This window comes from Streptomyces sp. CMB-StM0423, assembly GCF_002847285.1.
Classification (GTDB): Bacteria; Actinomycetota; Actinomycetes; order Streptomycetales; family Streptomycetaceae; genus Streptomyces.
Genome location: NZ_CP025407.1, coordinates 1381137 through 1396307, shown reverse-complemented (window position 1 = coordinate 1396307; position 15171 = coordinate 1381137). Strand labels below are relative to the sequence as shown.

The 15171-nt window shown below is 74.0% G+C and carries 11 protein-coding genes; 1 reads left to right on the top strand and 10 read right to left on the bottom strand.

Going from position 1 to position 15171, the window contains the following annotated elements:
- Window positions 1–19: 19 nt before the first annotated feature.
- From CXR04_RS05885 to CXR04_RS05855, 7 genes are all read right to left on the bottom strand, one after another.
- Window positions 20–1048: a 2-hydroxyacid dehydrogenase gene (locus CXR04_RS05885; protein WP_101420825.1), complete on the bottom strand. Its 1029-nt coding sequence runs from the start codon at window positions 1046–1048 to the stop codon at window positions 20–22.
- Window positions 1045–1713 (bottom strand): histidine phosphatase family protein, encoded by a 669-nt coding sequence (locus CXR04_RS05880; RefSeq protein ID WP_101420824.1) that lies wholly within the window; start codon window positions 1711–1713, stop codon window positions 1045–1047. Before CXR04_RS05880 ends, CXR04_RS05885 begins: the two co-directional genes overlap by 4 nt.
- Window positions 1710–3257 carry an FGGY-family carbohydrate kinase gene (locus CXR04_RS05875; protein WP_101420823.1) on the bottom strand — a complete coding sequence of 516 codons (1548 nt, stop codon included), beginning with the start codon at window positions 3255–3257 and terminating at the stop codon, window positions 1710–1712. The genes CXR04_RS05880 and CXR04_RS05875 overlap by 4 nt, the downstream gene beginning before the upstream one ends.
- Window positions 3254–4795, bottom strand: coding sequence for an FGGY-family carbohydrate kinase (locus CXR04_RS05870; protein ID WP_101420822.1), 1542 nt, complete (start codon window positions 4793–4795; stop codon window positions 3254–3256). Before CXR04_RS05870 ends, CXR04_RS05875 begins: the two co-directional genes overlap by 4 nt.
- Window positions 4796–4799: 4 nt before the next feature.
- Complete coding sequence (locus tag CXR04_RS05865; RefSeq protein WP_101420821.1) at window positions 4800–6050, bottom strand: sugar ABC transporter permease; 1251 nt, start codon at window positions 6048–6050, stop codon at window positions 4800–4802.
- On the bottom strand, window positions 6047–6892 hold the full coding sequence (locus CXR04_RS05860) for an ATP-binding cassette domain-containing protein (RefSeq protein ID WP_101420820.1): 846 nt from the start codon (window positions 6890–6892) through the stop codon (window positions 6047–6049). Before CXR04_RS05860 ends, CXR04_RS05865 begins: the two co-directional genes overlap by 4 nt.
- Before the next feature lie 63 nt (window positions 6893–6955).
- Window positions 6956–8032 (bottom strand): ABC transporter substrate-binding protein, encoded by a 1077-nt coding sequence (locus tag CXR04_RS05855; protein WP_101420819.1) that lies wholly within the window; start codon window positions 8030–8032, stop codon window positions 6956–6958.
- A gap of 392 nt (window positions 8033–8424) precedes the next feature.
- Between CXR04_RS05855 and CXR04_RS05850 the strand changes: the two genes are divergently transcribed.
- Window positions 8425–9201 carry a DeoR/GlpR family DNA-binding transcription regulator gene (locus CXR04_RS05850; protein ID WP_101426215.1) on the top strand — a complete coding sequence of 259 codons (777 nt, stop codon included), beginning with the start codon at window positions 8425–8427 and terminating at the stop codon, window positions 9199–9201.
- A 75-nt stretch (window positions 9202–9276) separates the two neighbouring features.
- Here CXR04_RS05850 and CXR04_RS05845 read toward each other — a convergent pair whose 3' ends face one another.
- The 3 genes from CXR04_RS05845 to CXR04_RS05835 form a co-directional block, all read right to left on the bottom strand.
- Window positions 9277–9792 (bottom strand): DUF5709 domain-containing protein, encoded by a 516-nt coding sequence (locus CXR04_RS05845; RefSeq protein WP_101420818.1) that lies wholly within the window; start codon window positions 9790–9792, stop codon window positions 9277–9279.
- A gap of 3521 nt (window positions 9793–13313) precedes the next feature.
- Complete coding sequence (locus CXR04_RS05840) at window positions 13314–14510, bottom strand: globin domain-containing protein (protein ID WP_234380081.1); 1197 nt, start codon at window positions 14508–14510, stop codon at window positions 13314–13316.
- A 114-nt stretch (window positions 14511–14624) separates the two neighbouring features.
- Entirely contained in the window at window positions 14625–15080 is a 456-nt protein-coding gene (locus CXR04_RS05835) for a GNAT family N-acetyltransferase (RefSeq protein WP_101426213.1), read from the bottom strand.
- Window positions 15081–15171: the final 91 nt, after the last annotated feature.

Here is a 15171-nt window from a genome sequence, read left to right as displayed (position 1 = left end):
CGGGTTCCTTTCCACGGGTTCATCTGGTGAGCACTTCCGGATTCGCGCAGTGGATCAGGGGCCGGCCGGCCAGGTGGTGGCCGACCTCGGTGGCGACCATGCCGGCCGCGTTGTGGGCGGTCTGGCGGCTGGCGCCGGCCAAGTGGGGGGTCATCACGACGCCCGGGGTACGGGGCAGTCGTGAGTCAGCGGGCAGCGGTTCGACGGGGAACACGTCGAACGCGGCACCGAAGAGCCGGCCTTCGTCGAGGGCGTCGCAGACCGCGTCGTAGTCGACGAGGGAGCCGCGGGCGCAGTTGACGAGGACGCCGCCGGCGGGCATGAGGCCGATCAGCTCGCGGGAGATCAGCCCCTCGGTCTGCGGGGTGGCGCGGGCGTGCACGGTGACGAAGGCGGAACGGTTCATCAGCTCGGGCAGCTCGACCAGTTCGTCCGGCGCGACGGCCGCCGCGTCGGCGAAGGGGTCGGCGACGAGCACGCGGGCGCCGAAGCCGCGGGCGATACGGGCCACGCGGGATCCGATGGCGCCGTAGCCGACGATGCCGACCGTGCTGCCCTCCAGCTCCGGGCCGACGGCCTCGTAGCGGTAGTAGTCGCCGCGCCAGGTGCCGGCCGCCAGGTCCGCGTGGGTGGCGGGGATCCGGCGGGCGGCGGCCAGCATCAGGGCCACGGTGTGCTCGGCGGTGGCGGTGGCGTTGCGGCCGGGGGCGTAGGTGACGGCGACGCCGTGGCGGGTGGCGGCTTCGAGGTTGGCGTTGACGGGGCCGCCGCGGCTGACGCAGAACAGCCGCAGGGCCGGGCTGGCGGCGAGGATCCGCTCGGTGAGCGGCGCCATCTGCGTCACGCAGATCTCGGCACCGGCCAGGGCCTCGATGAGCTGGTCCTCCGTGCCCGACGCCTCCCGGACCTCGGCCACCGGGCCGAACGGCTCGACCGGCCAGGGCAGGGTGAGTTCGCGGACGTCGGCGTCGGGGGCGACCGGGCGGAGCCGGTCGCGGAGCAGGTCGTTGCGGACGAAGTGGTCGCCGGCGGCGAGGATGGTGGTCACGCGGGGACTCCGGGGGTCACGGGGCGGTTCAGCGTCAGCAGCGAGGGCGTGCCGTCGCTGAGGACCAGCTCGTTGAGGGCGCAGTTGGCCAGGTGGGGGAAGCGGCGGCGGTAGTCGCGCAGCGGCAGGTCGAGCAGCCGGCACAGGGTGAGCCGGATGGCGGTGGAGTGGGCGACGACGAGTATCCGGCCGTCGCTCTTCTTGCCGTTGCGCCGTTCTCCGTTGCCCCGCGCACCGGTGTCGTGCTCCGCGCGCAGGTCGGCGAGGAAGGCGACGTACCGCTCGACGACCGCCGCCGGATCCTCCCCCTCGGGGAAGTGGCTGGCCACCGGGTCGGCCTCGAACGACGCCACCGCCTCGGGCATCCGCTCGCGCATCTCGGCGCGGGTCAGCCCCTCGGCGACGCCGAAGTCCAGCTCGCGCAGCCGCGGGTCGAGGTGCAGCGGCAGTCCGGCGGCCGCTGCGCTGCCCGCCGCGGTCTGCCGGCAGCGCAGCATCGGCGAGGACCACACAGCCGTCAGACCCGCCTGCGCCGCCCAGTCGGCGAGGGCGGCGGCCTGGTCGCGGCCGTGTTCTGTGAGGTCGATGTCGGTGGCGCCGGCGTAGCGGTTCTCGCCGTGCCAGACGCTCTCCCCGTGCCGGACGAAGATGACGTTGAGGCTCATGACGCGGTCCTCTCTCGTGCGTGGGCCGCGACGACCTCGGGCAGCCAGCCGCGCCGGGCCAGCAGGTCGACGAGCCGGACATAGCCCTCGTCGTGGGCGGATCGGTACGGGTCGCGGGGCTCGACGGTGCGGTCGGCCCGGACCATCGCGGCGGCGGCGCGGTCCAGGGCGCCGCCCGCGGCGGGACTGCCGGCGGCGTCGCCGGAGCCGGTGCCGCCGCCGTCGGTGCCGTCGAGGGCGGCGGCCGCCAGGACGGCCATCCCGAGCGCCGGCTGCGCGTGGCGCGGCAGCGTCACCGGGCGGCGCAGCACGTCGGCGCGGAGCTGGTTCCACACCGGGTTGCGGGTCGCGCCGCCGGTGAGGACGACGGCCCCGGTGGCGGGTGCGCCGAGCAGGTCCGCGTAGTCGAAGCAGAGCCGCTCGACGTACGCGGCCCCCTGCAGCAGCGCCGCGAAGTCCTCGGCGGAGCCCGCCGCCTCCCGGCTGCGGAACGCCGTCGCGTCGGGCGCGACGAACGGGAACCGCTCCCCGGGCGAGACCAGCGGATAGCGCAGCAGCCCCGTCGGCAGCAGCTCCGCCGCCTCGGCCGTCAGCCGGTCCAGGTCGGCGCCCGCGAACTCCCGCGCCACCAGCCCGGCCCCGACGCTGGACGCGCCGCCCGGCAGCCAGGTGCCCGCGGGCGAGCGGTGCGAGTACATGACGCCCGCCGGGTCGTGGACCAGGTCCGCGGTCACGCCCTTGAGCACCAGCGTGGTGCCCATGACGGAGTTCCAGCTCCCCACCGCAGTGGCCCCGGAGCCCAGTTGGGCGGCGCAGCCGTCGGTCATCCCGGCGACCACCGGGGTGCCCGCGAGCAGCCCGGTCTCCGCCGCCGCGGCGGCCGAGACCTCCCCGAGCACGGTCCCGGGCGGCACCAGCCCCGGCAGCACCTCCGCGGGGATGCCGAGGTCCGCGAAGACCTTCTCCGGCCAGGTCACGGTGGCGGCGTCGGCGCCGGTCTTGAGCGCGTTGCTGGTGTCGGTCGGTACGTCGTGGCCGACGAGCCGGCGGTTGACCACGTCGCTCTGGTGCGCCAGCCGCCAGCCGTCCGCGGCGGCCCGCGGATGCCGGTCGAGCAGCCAGCGCAGCTTCGGCAGCCCCCAGGAGCGCTGCATCCGCCGGTAGCCGGCCCGGGTCCACTGCGCCTCGCCGGCCTCGTTGACCTTCTCGGCCTCGGCGGCGGCACGCCCGTCGTCGTACATCAGCGCGGGCGTGACGGTGTGCCCGCGGCGGTCGGTCAGGGTGACGGTGCCGGAGGTGGCGTCGACGGCCACGGCCCGGATCCGGCGCGGGTCCGCGCCCGCCGCGCGGGCCTGCCCGACCGCGGCGCAGACCGCGCGCCACCACTCGTCCGGGTCCTGCTCGTGGCGGCCGTCGCGCCGGTCGCTGGTCAGCGGGGCCGTGCCCGCGCCGAGCAGGTGCCCCGCGGAGTCGGCGGCCACCGCGCGGACGCCCTGGGTGCCCAGGTCGATGCCGAGCCAGGCGTCAGGAGCCGGGTGGGTCATGCGCCGGCTCCACCGGAGTGCGCGGACCCGTTCCCGTCGGCCGTACGCTCCCGGCCCAGCGCCCACACCGGGCGGTGCAGCTCGCGCAGTTCCAGGAACTCGGCGTAGCGGCCGTCCGCGGCGCGGGCGCGGTCCGGTTCGTACGACGCCGCGATACGCACCTGGTGCGCCGCCGCCGTCGCGAAGTCCGGCTCCCTGCCGGTGGCGACGGCGCCGGTCAGCCACGCGCCGCGGGCGCCGATCTCGGTGTCGGCCGGGACCGCCACCGGCATGCCCGTGACGTCGGAGATCAGCCGCATCCAGAACCCGCTGCGGGTGCCGCCGCCGCTGAGCGTCAGCAGGCCGGGCTCGGCGCGCGAGGCGGCGAGGCAGTCGCGGATCGCCAGGGTGACCCCCTCCACCACCGCGCGCGCCACGTCCTCGCGGCCGCTGTCCAGCGACAGGCCGGTCAGCGAGCCGCGGGCGGCCGGGTCGAAGAAGGGGGCGCGCTCGCCGGCGGGGGAGAGGTACGGCATGAACCGCACCCCGGCGGTGTCCGCGGAGCCGCGTTCGGCCAGCTCCATCAGCTCGGCGGCCGAGGCGAGACCCAGGAGCTTGGCGCCCCAGTCGAGCATGTCGCCGCCGCTCATGGTCGGGAAGGCACGCAGGTAGTGGCCGGGGACGCCGAGCGGGACGGTGATGCCCACGGGGGTGTCCGACGGGCCCGGGGCGGGGGGTGCGTCCATGACGATCTCGGTGGAGAGCGTGGTGCCGAGGATGGTGCACGCGCGGCCCGCGCTGACCGCGCCCGAGCCGATCGCGGTGGCGCAGATGTCGTACGGGGCGAGCACCACGGGGATGCCCTCCGGCAGTCCGGTCTCGGCGCCGGCGGCGGTGGCGAGCGGGGTGACGCGGTGGGCGTCGTCGCGCAGCGGCGGCAGCAGCTCGCGGGCCCACTCCACCCCGTACAGCTCGAACAGCCGGTCCGACCAGGTGCGTTGCGAGATGTCCAGGAACGGCGCGGCGGCCTCCGACTCATCGACGGCGGGCTGTCCAGTGAGCTGGTAGAACAGCCAGCCCCCGCAGGTCAGCAGATGCCGGGAGCGGGCGAGGCGGTCCGGGTCGTGCGCGCGCAGCCACGCCAGCACCGCGTTCGGCATGCCCGTCGACAGCCGCGAGCCGCAGATGCGGAACGCCTCGTCCACGGTCCCGTCCCGCTCCCAGTCGCCGACGATGCCGGCGGCGCGGCCGTCGTTCCAGAGCACCGCGGGCCCGGTGGGCCGGCCCGCGCCGTCGATCAGCCAGGCCCCGTCGCCCTGCCCGGTCACCGCGACGAACGCGGGCGGCGCGGGCAGCGCGGCGACCACCTCCCGTACGGCGGAGGCCACCGCGTCCCACACGTCGGCCATGTCCTGCTCGGCCCAGCCGGGCCGGGGCCGCGTCACCCGCGTCGGGCGCCGGCCGACCGTCAGCTCCGCGCCGTCCGGGCCGTAGCCGACGACCTTCACGACGGTGGTGCCGGCGTCGATCGCGATCGCGGTCAGGTCCGCATCCCCCATGTCGTCAGCCCCTTCCGTGTGCCTGCCGCGACCGCCGGGCCGCGGAGTCCAGGGCGACGGCGACGAGCAGCACCAGGCCCGTGATGATGAAGCGGTACGAGGAGTCGAGGTTGAGCAGCGTCAGACCGCTGGAGATCGACTGGATGACCAGCACGCCCAGCAGCGCCGCGAACGCCGAACCGCGGCCGCCGAAGAGGCTGGTGCCGCCGATGACCGCGGCGGCGATGGCGTTGAGGTTGACGTCCGCGGTGCCGGTCGACTGGTTCGCCGCCGCCAGCCGCGCCGCGGCCAGCACGCCGCCGGTCGCCGCCAGCGCGGAGCACATGACGAACGCGGAGGTGTAGACGCCGCGGACGTTGATGCCGGCCCGGCGGGCCGCCTCCGCGTTGCCGCCCACCGCGTACAGGGACCGCCCGAACTTCGTCTTGGTGAGGACGTAGTGCACCATCAGCACCAGGCTGACGAAGAGCATGAACATCCAGGGGACGCCACGGGTGCGGTTCAGGTAGTAGACCGTGAACAGCAGCGCCGCGGCCAGCAGCCCGGCCTGCAGCCCGAGCCACTGCATCGACGCGGACGACAGCCCGGCGCGGCGCCGGCTGCGGGCCCGTACCCAGCCCACGGCGAGGAAGCCGCCGGCCGCCGCGACCGCGAAGACGTAGGCCAGCGCCTCGGGCACGAACCACACCTGCGCGAACTTCACCAGCGGCGAGTCGAACGGGATGTTGATCGCGTTCTGGTCGCGCAGCAGCCACAACTGCAGGCCCAGGAAGGCCAGCAGCCCGCCCAGGGTGACGACGAAGCTGGGCACGCCGAAGCGGTTCAGTATCTGGCCGTAGAGCCAGCCGATCACACAGCCGCCGGCGATGGCGACGGCCAGGGCCAGCACCATCGGCTGCTCGTGCTTGACCATGACGACGGCGGTGGCCGCGGCCGAGACGCCGCTGACCGAGCCGACCGACAGGTCGATCTGGCCGACGAGCAGCACGCACACGATGCCCAGCGCGATGACGCCGAGCGGCACCATCTCGAAGGTGAGGTTCACCAGGTTGGTGCTGGACAGGAAGGTCTGGTTCAGCGACTGGAAGATGGTCCAGATGACCAGGATGCCGGCGACGACGGGCAGCATGCCCAGGTCGCCGTCGCGGGTGCGGCGGACGGCGGCGCGGACGCTGTCGCCGATGCCCTGGGGCGTCGTCAGCCGCTCGTCCTGCAGGTCGGTGGTCTTGCTCGGCGGAGTGTCCAGGGATGTCACGGCAATTCCTTCTCTTTCCGCTCATTCCGCGTCGCCGCGTCCGGCCGCGGTTCGCCGGCCGCGGCTCTCCTGGCCGCGCGCTGCGCGACCACGTTGTCCACCGCGCCGGTGATCGCGGCGACGACCTGCTCCGAGGTGACGGTGCGGGCGTCGAAGACGCCGTTGTTGCGGCCGAGGCGGAGCACCGCCACCCGGTCGGCGACGGCGCGTACGTCGTCCATGTTGTGGCTGATCATGACGACGCCGAGGCCGTTGCCCTTCAGCCGCTCGATGAGGTTCAGCACCTCGGCCGTCTGCGCCACGCCGAGCGCGGCGGTCGGCTCGTCGAGGAGGATCACCTCGGGCTTGCCCAGCAGCGCCCGGGTGATCGCCACCGTCTGCCGCTGGCCGCCGGAGAGGGCGGCCACCGGCACGTCGAGGGTGGGGATACGGGCCGACAGCTCCCGCAGCAGCTCCCAGGAGCGGGTCTCCATCCGAACGTCGTCCAGCATCCAGGGGCGCAGCTCCTGGCCGAGGAAGAGGTTCGCCTTGACGTCGAGGTTCTCGCACAGCGCCAGGTCCTGGAAGACGGTGGCGATGCCGATGGCCTGCGCGTCGGCGGGGGAGCCGAGCGACACCTCCCGGTCGTGGAAGGCGATGGTGCCCCCGTCGGGGGTGTAGACCCCCGACAGGATCTTCACCAGCGTGGACTTGCCGGCGCCGTTGTCCCCGACGACGGCCACCACCTCGCCGGCGGCCACGTCGAGGTCGATGCCGGTGAGCGCGGCGACGGCGCCGAACTGCTTGCTGACGCCGCGCAGGGACAGCACGGTGGGCGCGGCCGGGGCGGCGGGGGCTGTCATCGTGACCCTTTTCCTTTCGTTTCGCCGGGTGCGGAGTTCGCCGGGTGCGGAGGCTGCGTACCGTCAGTCGATCCCGAGGCTCTTGCAGTCCTTGGCGTACTCGCGGGTGCAGACGTCCTCGGTCTTCAGCACGCCGTCGGGGCCGAAGATGACCTCCTTGAGGTTCTCCTGCGTCACGACGGTCGGCTGGAAGAGCTGGGACGGCGTGTCGAAGAGCTGGGTGTCGGCCTTGGGCTTCTCGCCTTGCATGAAGGCGTACGTGACCTCGGCGGCGGCCTCGGCGACGGTCTTGATCGGCTTGGAGATGGTGTTGAACTGGTCGCCCGCGATGATCCGCTGAACGGCCGCAAGCTCGGCGTCGTTGCCGGTGACCGGCGGGACCTGGGCCTCGGCGGCCTTGAACGCGGCGATCGACCCGCCGCCGGTGCCGTCGTTGGCGGCGACCACGCCGGCGATGCGTCCCGAGTACTGCGAGATCTGGCCGCTCACCCACTGCTGGGCCTTCTCCGGCGACCAGTCGGGGGTGTCGAACTCGGCGAGCAGCTTGTAGCCGCTGTCGTCGACGGCGTTGTGGATGCCCTTCTTGATCAGCCCGGCGGCGGCGTCCGTCGGCGAGCCGTTGACCTGGAGGATGCCGCCCTCGGCGGACTCCTTGTCGAGGTGGTCGACGAGCGACTGGCCGATGGACTCGCCGATGGCCTCGTTGTCGAACGAGACGTAGAAGTCGGCGGGCTTGGTGGGGATCGGCCGGTCGTACGCGATGACCTTGACGCCCTGCGACTGGGCGGTCTGCACGATGGTCGCCGCGGACTCGGAGTCCACCGGGTCCAGGACGATGACCTTGGCGCCCTGCGCCATGGCCGAGTTGGCCTGCTGCTGCTGGAGGGCGGCGTCGCTGTCGGCGTTCTGGTAGATGACCTTGCACTCGTCGCAGAGCTCGCCCATCCGCTTCTTGAACATCGGGGCGTCGTACTGCTCGTAGCGCGTGGAGGCCAGGTCGGGCATGAGGAACGCGACCTTCCCGGCCCCGGTGCCGCCGCCCTCGCCGTCGTCACCCGAACTGCCGGGCTCCTCGGCGCAGGCGGTCAGTGCGCCGGTGGCGAGGATGCCGGCGAGAGCAAAACTGGCCAGTCGTCTCATGTTCCACTCCTTGCTCGTGTCCTTGCTCGTGGGCGCTGGCTGCGGGGAGGCGCGGTGCGCTGTGCCCTCGGCGTTGTGGCCTTTGTGGACGCCTGCCGGGCGCTTGGAAGGCGACGCACACGAAACTCGGATGTTTCATTCGTGTCAACGGGCCTCAGAAAATGAACAACGGACCCCGGTAATGCACCCCTTTGAGTGTTCGCTCGATCAGGGGCGGTTAACATCGGGTCGATGGCCGGTGCGGTGGGGGGCTATGACAGCGCAGGCAGTCGCGTCGCCATCCGTCGCGTACGCAGCCCTGAGCGGTGCGCGGCGTCCGGATACGGGAATGTTCACTTCACAGAAAGAGAACAGGAGTTTCCATGGGGGCAGAGACCCGGCAGCCGGCCGACATGAGCGGGCGAAAGCCCCGGGAGCGAAGAGATCGCATCAAAGGCCGCGTCGTGGACGAAGGCTTCGTCCGCATCGAGCAGTTGGCCGACGAACTCGGCGTGACCCCCATGACCATCCGCCGGGACCTCGACCACCTGCAGAGCAGAGGCTGGCTCCGCAAGGTCCGCGGCGGCGCCACCGCCCAGCCCTCGACCGCCTTCCACGGCGACGTACGCCACCGCACCCAGGCGATGACGGCCGAGAAGAACGCCCTGGCCCGCGCCGCGCTGCCGCTGGTCAAGTCCGGCCAGTCGGTCATCATCGACGACAGCACCACGGCCCTGGCCCTGAGCCGCCTGCTCACGCAGCAGGCACCGCTGACGGTCATCACCAACTTCGTGCCGGTCACGCAGGTCCTGGCCGGCAGCCCGGGCATCGAGCTGATATCGCTGGGCGGCACGTACTACCCCGCGTACGACGCCTTTCTGGGGCTGCGTACGGTCGACGCGGTCACGAGCCTGTACGCCGACACCCTCTTCGCCTCCACGACGGCGATCACCCGGGGCCACTGCTACCACCAGTCGCAGGAGACGGTGGCGGTCAAGCGGGCGCTGATGGAGGCGTGCGCCCGCAAGATCCTCCTGGTCGACCACACGAAGTTCCGCCGCCGCGGGCTGTACCAACTCGCCCCGGTGACGGCCTTCGACCTGGTCATCGTCGACTCGGGGATCCCGCCGGCGGATCTGGACGCACTGCAGGCGGACGGGGTGGAGGTGCTGGTGGCCCACCCGGAGTGAGGGGGGCGGTTTTGCGGGTTGGTTTCAGGGGCGGTCGCCGGGGGAGCGGATGTCGCCGTCTGCGTACCGATCTGCCTACTGGTCTTCGTACTCGTCCTGGTATTCGTCTTCGTCGTTGACGACGTGGACGGCGGCTTCCTCGGCGGAGGCGGCGGCGCCGTTGATGCCCGCGTCTGAGGCGATCATGTCTTTCTCTTCGTCGTCGTGGGCGCCCTCGTCGGGGGCGACGAGGCGGCCGGCGCGGCGGTCGCCGACTTCGTCGTCGATCAGCTCGCCGTCGGTGTCGGGGGCGTCCCCGAGGCCGTCGTCGTCGGGGAGGACGGGCGGATCGGGGATCTCCTCGGCGAGCCGCTCGTCCAGGGACTCCCCGCGGCGCTGCTCGGCGGCGGTGACGCCGGTGTGCTCGACCCCGCGGGGCTTCTCGGGCGGCGAGTAGCCCTCGTCGAGGGGGTCGATGAACCCGTCGAGGGTGTCCTCGGGCGGCAGCAGCCCTTCGTCGTCCTGAGCCCCGTCCCCGGGCGCACCGGAGGCGTAGGGCTGGTAGACCTCGTCGCCAGCGGCGCTGTCTTCTTCGCCGTCGCTGCCCGTCACACGCGCCTCCTGTGGAGAAAATCCCGCTGGGGTCATACTCGGCGGGGCGTGGGGGCGGGGATACCTGGGCGGGGCGATCGGGTGGCGGGGCACGGGTGGGGTGGTGGCGGGGATTCGGCGATCGGGCGTCGGGGTGGCGTGGGCGCGGGGGCCGGTGTCGGGGTGGCGGGTGTCGGTGCGTGAGGTGGGGCGGGTACGGGGGTATGGCGTCGGGCCGGCGGTGGTGCGGGGGGCCGGTGTCGGGGTGGCGGGTGTCGGTGCGTGAGGTGGGGCGGCTACGGGGGTATGGCGTCGGGCCGGCGGTGGTGCGGGGGGCCGGTGTCGGGGTGGCGGGTGTCGGTGCGTGAGGTGGGGCGGCTACGGGGGTATGGCGTCGGGCCGGCGGTGGTGCGGGGGGCCGGTGTCGGGGTGGCGGGTGTCGGTGCGTGAGGTGGGGCGGCTACGGGGGTATGGCATCCGGCCGACGGTGGTGCGTGGAGTGGGGCGGTGGACGGGGGAGCCGTTTCGGGGGTGGGCGGGTGCGGGTTCGATCCGCCGCCGAGGACACGCTGCTAGCCCGCCCCCAGTTCCCCTCACACCCGCCCAAGGGTATGCGGCTGGTATGACAGCGCGGGGGTTGCCGGCGGTGTGAGCTGGCCTTTTGTGTACGGGAGGCGGGTACGGGGGTACGGCGTCGGGCGGGTGGTGCGTCGTGGGGTGGAGCGGGTGCGGCGGGGGGCGGTGTCGGGGTGGCGGTGGTGCCTGGGCGGGGCCGGGTGCGGGGGTGCGGCGTCGGGGTGGCGGTGGTGCGTGGGGTGGGCCGGTGTGCGGGGGTGTCGGTGAGGGGAGTGGCCGTGTCGTAAAGGCTCCCCCCGGGCCACCCCGCTGTTGAGTGTGCGGGCCTGCGTCCGGTGTCAAGGGCGTCCCTTCCGCTTCGCTCCAGGGACGTCGCTTCGCGATGGGGCTTCGCCCCACCCCTGACACCGGACTCCGGCCCGAAAGACCGGCGGCTATGGGTGGCCCGGAGGGAGCGGGCACCCTAACGCTGCGCTACGGATGCCGTGCCCTGCCGACGGGGTGGCCGGGCTACTGGGCGCCGGGCCCTCCCCGAGCGCCGATGCCGCCGGGCGATGGAGGGGAGGGGCCGGAGGTGGGGCGGGCCTGATCGCCGATGTTCCCGGTGGACGGGGGCGGAAGCCGGAGGCGGCTCCGCCCCATCGCGGATGTCCCCGGCGGGGGTGGGGGTGGGCCCCCGCGGATCTGGGCTCAGTCCGGTCTCCGATGTCCCCGGTGGTCGGGGGCGAAGGGCGGTGCCGGGCCTGGTCCGATCGCGCGCGGCCCCGGCGGGCGGGGGCGAAGACCGGTGCAGGGACGGACCGGTCGCGGTGGCCGCCGGCGGGGTGGGGCCTGTGCCCGGGGGTGTTCGTGGGATGGGCCGGGTACGGGGTTGGGGCCGGGGGCGTCCGTGGGGTGGCCGGGGGCGGGGCTGAGGTCGGGGCCTTCGTGGGGTAGGCCGGGGGCGGGGCTGGGGGAGGGGAGCATCGCACGGGGGCGGGCCCGGGGCATGCGTAGGTGCAGGCCCGTACGGGGCTGGCGTGACCCACCTCCGCAGGGTGGACCGCTTCGGGGGAGCCGCGTCGGGGTGTCTGGGCGGCGTCGACCGGGCTGTGGTTGCGTGTCGCCGGGCGAAACTCTGGCTCCGGCGCCCGATTCGGCCCGGACCCGGGGGTGTTACCGCGAGTTACGACCCAATCTCTCCGCTCGGGCGCTGCGGATGGCGGTCGCCGGGCCTTGGAGCGGCCGCGTGCGCGTCGATGGGCGAATGTCGACCCGCGGGGGTGATTTGCCCCGGTGTGCGGGAGGTGTTGTCGTGAGTTGCGGCTCAATTCCTCCGCCGGGGACGCCGTGTATGGCGGTGGCAGGTCTCGGAATCCCCCGCGTGTGCGTCGATGGGCGAAAGTCGGCTCGCGGGGGTGGTTTGTCCCGGTTGGCCGGTGGGCTGCTGTGAGTTTGGTGCGCTTGCGTTCAATCGGGGTGTTCTGGGCGGTGGTTGGCGTGGCTGGGTGGGCGAAAGTCGGGTCCGGTGGGCGGTTTGGGCTGGTTTTCGGGGTGGGTTACCGCGAGTTCGCCTCGGCCGCCTGCGTTCCGAGTCGCGGCCTCGGGTGGGTGCGGCTGGGTGGGCGAAAGTCGGCCCTTGGGTGCCGATTCGGCCCGGACCCGGGGGTGTTACCGCGAGTTACGGCCCGTTCTCTCCGCTTCCGGCGGTACGGGCAGGGCTTCGGCGGGCGATCGCCGAGCGGATGCACGTCGTGCGGTGGGGCGTTGGGCGTTGCTTCCCCGGGTGGGTCGGTTCCGGGTGCTGGCGGGCGCCGGGTGTTGCGTGTGATCGCCGCCGGGGCCGGAGCCGGGCCCTTCGGGGAGGCGGCTGCCGGGCGCGGTGGGGCCCGATGCTCCAAAACCCACGTTGGGCCGTTCGTATACGAGATCGCCCACCCTGACGCCCGCTCTCCCACGACGCCGGGCAGTCCGGCGACGACAGCCGGCGGCCACCGCGCCGCCGCCCCCGGCGCCGGGACGCCGCGCGAACGTGCGTCGCCCGGCGCCGACTTCCGCCCCCCCCCCCCCGGCGGCCGGTGCTGCCCGCGGGCCGGTCTGCCTATCGGCCGGTTGCCGCTGCGCCGTCACCCGGGCGCCTGCGTGCGCCGGTCCGCCCGGCTCCGGCTTTCGCCCCCGGCCGGGTACCGCCCGCCGCGGGTCCGCCCGTTGTCGCGCTGGCCCCCGTCACCCGGGCGCTTGCGTGCGCCGGTCCGCCCGGCTCCGGCTTTCGCCCCAGGCCGGGCACTGCCCGCCGCGGGTCCGCCCGTTGTCGCGCTGGCCCCCGTCACCCGGGCGCTTGCGTGCGCCGGTCCGCCCGGCTCCGGCTTTCGCCCCCGGCCGGGTACCGCCCGCCGCGGGTCCGCCCGTTGTCGCGCTGGCCCCCGTCACCCGGGCGCTTGCGTGCGCCGGTCCGCCCGGCTCCGGCTTTCGCCCCCGGCCGGGCACTGCCCGCCGCGGGTCCGCCCGTTGTCGCGCTGGCCCCCGTCACCCGGGCGCTTGCGTGCGCCGGTCCGCCCGGCTCCGGCTTTCGCCCCCGGCCGGGTACCGCCCGCCGCGGGTCCGCCCGTTGTCGCGCTGGCCCCCGTCACCCGGGCGCTTGCGTGCGCCGGTCCGCCCGGCTCCGGCTTTCGCCCCAGGCCGGGTACCGCCCGCCGCGGGTCCGCCCGTTGTCGCGCTGGCCCCCGTCACCCGGGCGCTTGCGTGCGCCGGTCCGCCCGGCTCCGGCTTTCGCCCCCCGGTCGGGTACCGCCCGCCGCGGGTGCCCCCGTTGTCGCGCTGGCCCCCGTCACCCGGGCGCTTGCGTGCACCGGGCCGCCCGGCTCCGGCCTTCGCCCCGCCGCCCCCGCCGCCCCCGCCCCAACCCCCGACGTCCCAACCCCGGCCCGCGGCCTTCCGCTCTTGGCACTCGCGAAGTCGCATGTGCCCCCGGACTGCCCCTCCCGCCCTCAGCGGTCCGCCGGGTTGATCCATTGCGGTTGCGACGGGTGCAAGAACCACCCCGAGTGGCCCGGTTCCCGCCCGCCCCGTTCCGGCGGCGGTACGTGGTCGTGGGCGATCTGCTCCGGTGGCGTTCCGTACCCCCGCACCAACTCCCGTACGTCCGCGATGAATTGCGCCGGACCCGACACGTACACCCGGTGCTTCGGCCAGTCCCTGTGCGCCGACAGAGCCGTCTCCAGGTGGCGGGCCGTTGCGCCCTGGCGTTCCGTGCGCTCCGGCGTGATCACCGTGATGTCCACCCACGAGTGGTGCTTCCGCAGCGCGTCCACGGCCTCCGGGTCGTAGAGGTGCGCGGGGCTGCGGGCGACCAGGAACAGCCGGGCCGTCGTCGGGGTCCAGCGGCGCACCATGTCCTCCAGCAGGGCGCGGATCGGGGCCCAGCCCGTGCCCGCCGCGATGAAGGTCACCGGCTGGCCCACGCGCTTCGGGAGCACCGCCGTGCCCGCCGGCGCGCCCAGCCGGAGGGTGTCGTTGGGGACCGTCCGATCCACCAACGCCGGGCTCAGCAGGCCGCCGTCGACCCGGCTGACGTGCAGGTCGATCGTGCGGTCCGCGCGCGGGGCGCAGCCTATGGAGTACGGGCGCCACACCCGCGGCACCTTCGATGTGGAGACGCTGACGAACTGTCCCGCGGCGTACGGCAGGGTCCGGTCCGGGAGGAGGGTGAGCACCGTGACGCCCGGGGCGGCCTCGTGGCGGGCCACGACCCGGCAGTCCCACCAGCGCGGCGCCTGCTGCTTGTCGGCCTCCTCGCTGCCGCCGATCATCGCCTCGGAGAGGATCTTGTACGCGCCGAGCCATGCCTGCTCGGTCTCCTCGTCCCAGGTGTTCGGCAGCCCGAAGCGCAGCGCCGCGATCAGGCTCTCGCCGACCGCCGCGTAGTGCTCCGGGCGGGCGTCGAACTTGCGGTGGTCGCGTCCCAGCGTCGCGAGGTAGCGGGGCAGGTCCGGGTCGTCGAGGCGCTGCACGACGTGGGTGAGGGCGGCGAAGAGGCGGTCACGCTGCTCGGACATGTCCGCGGGGAACAGCTCGCGGACCCCCGGATTGCGGGCAAACAGATGCGAATAGAAGTACTTGGCGACATGGTCGGCTCTGCGTTCAACTCGGGCAAAACTCGCCCGGATTCGCTCGTTTGCATCCACGCACACGGACGGTACTGACCCATGGGTCACTTCTTCAACACGGCCTCGAACAAGTTTCCCAAGTCGCCACCGAATGTCTGTTCCGCCCGGGCCGGACCAAGGGGAACGAAGGCATCAAAGACGGATCTCCAGCAGCCGCCCCGGCCACCCCGGCCGCCCCGGCCGCTCCACCGTGAACGTGCCGCTCGGCGTGAACCCCAGCCGCTCGTACTGCTGCGCCAGCGCCCCGTCGCCACCCCCGAAGCAGTCCACCCGCAGCAGCCCCACGCCCCGCCGCACCGCCTCCGCCCGCGCGTCCGCCACCAGCGCCGCGCCCACCCCGGCGCCGCGCAGCGTCCGGTCCGTCACCAGCAGCCGGACGTACAACTCCGGCTCCCCGGCCGCCGGTACGAACGACTGCGGCTCGTCCGCGAGCACGCACACCCCCGCGACCCCGCCCTCCGGCGTCTCCGCCACCCGCACGAGGAAGTCGCGCGCGTACTCCTCCATCTGCGCCACCCGCTCGGGCAGGCCGGAGAACGGCTCCGTGCCCCACTGGTCGGTCCGCCCCTGCCCGGTCAGCCACGCCACCGCACCGTCGAGCAGCGCGAGCATGGCGGGGACGTCGGCGGGGCCTCCTGTACGTATCCTCATACCCGGAATCTAACCGGGCCCTGCCCCG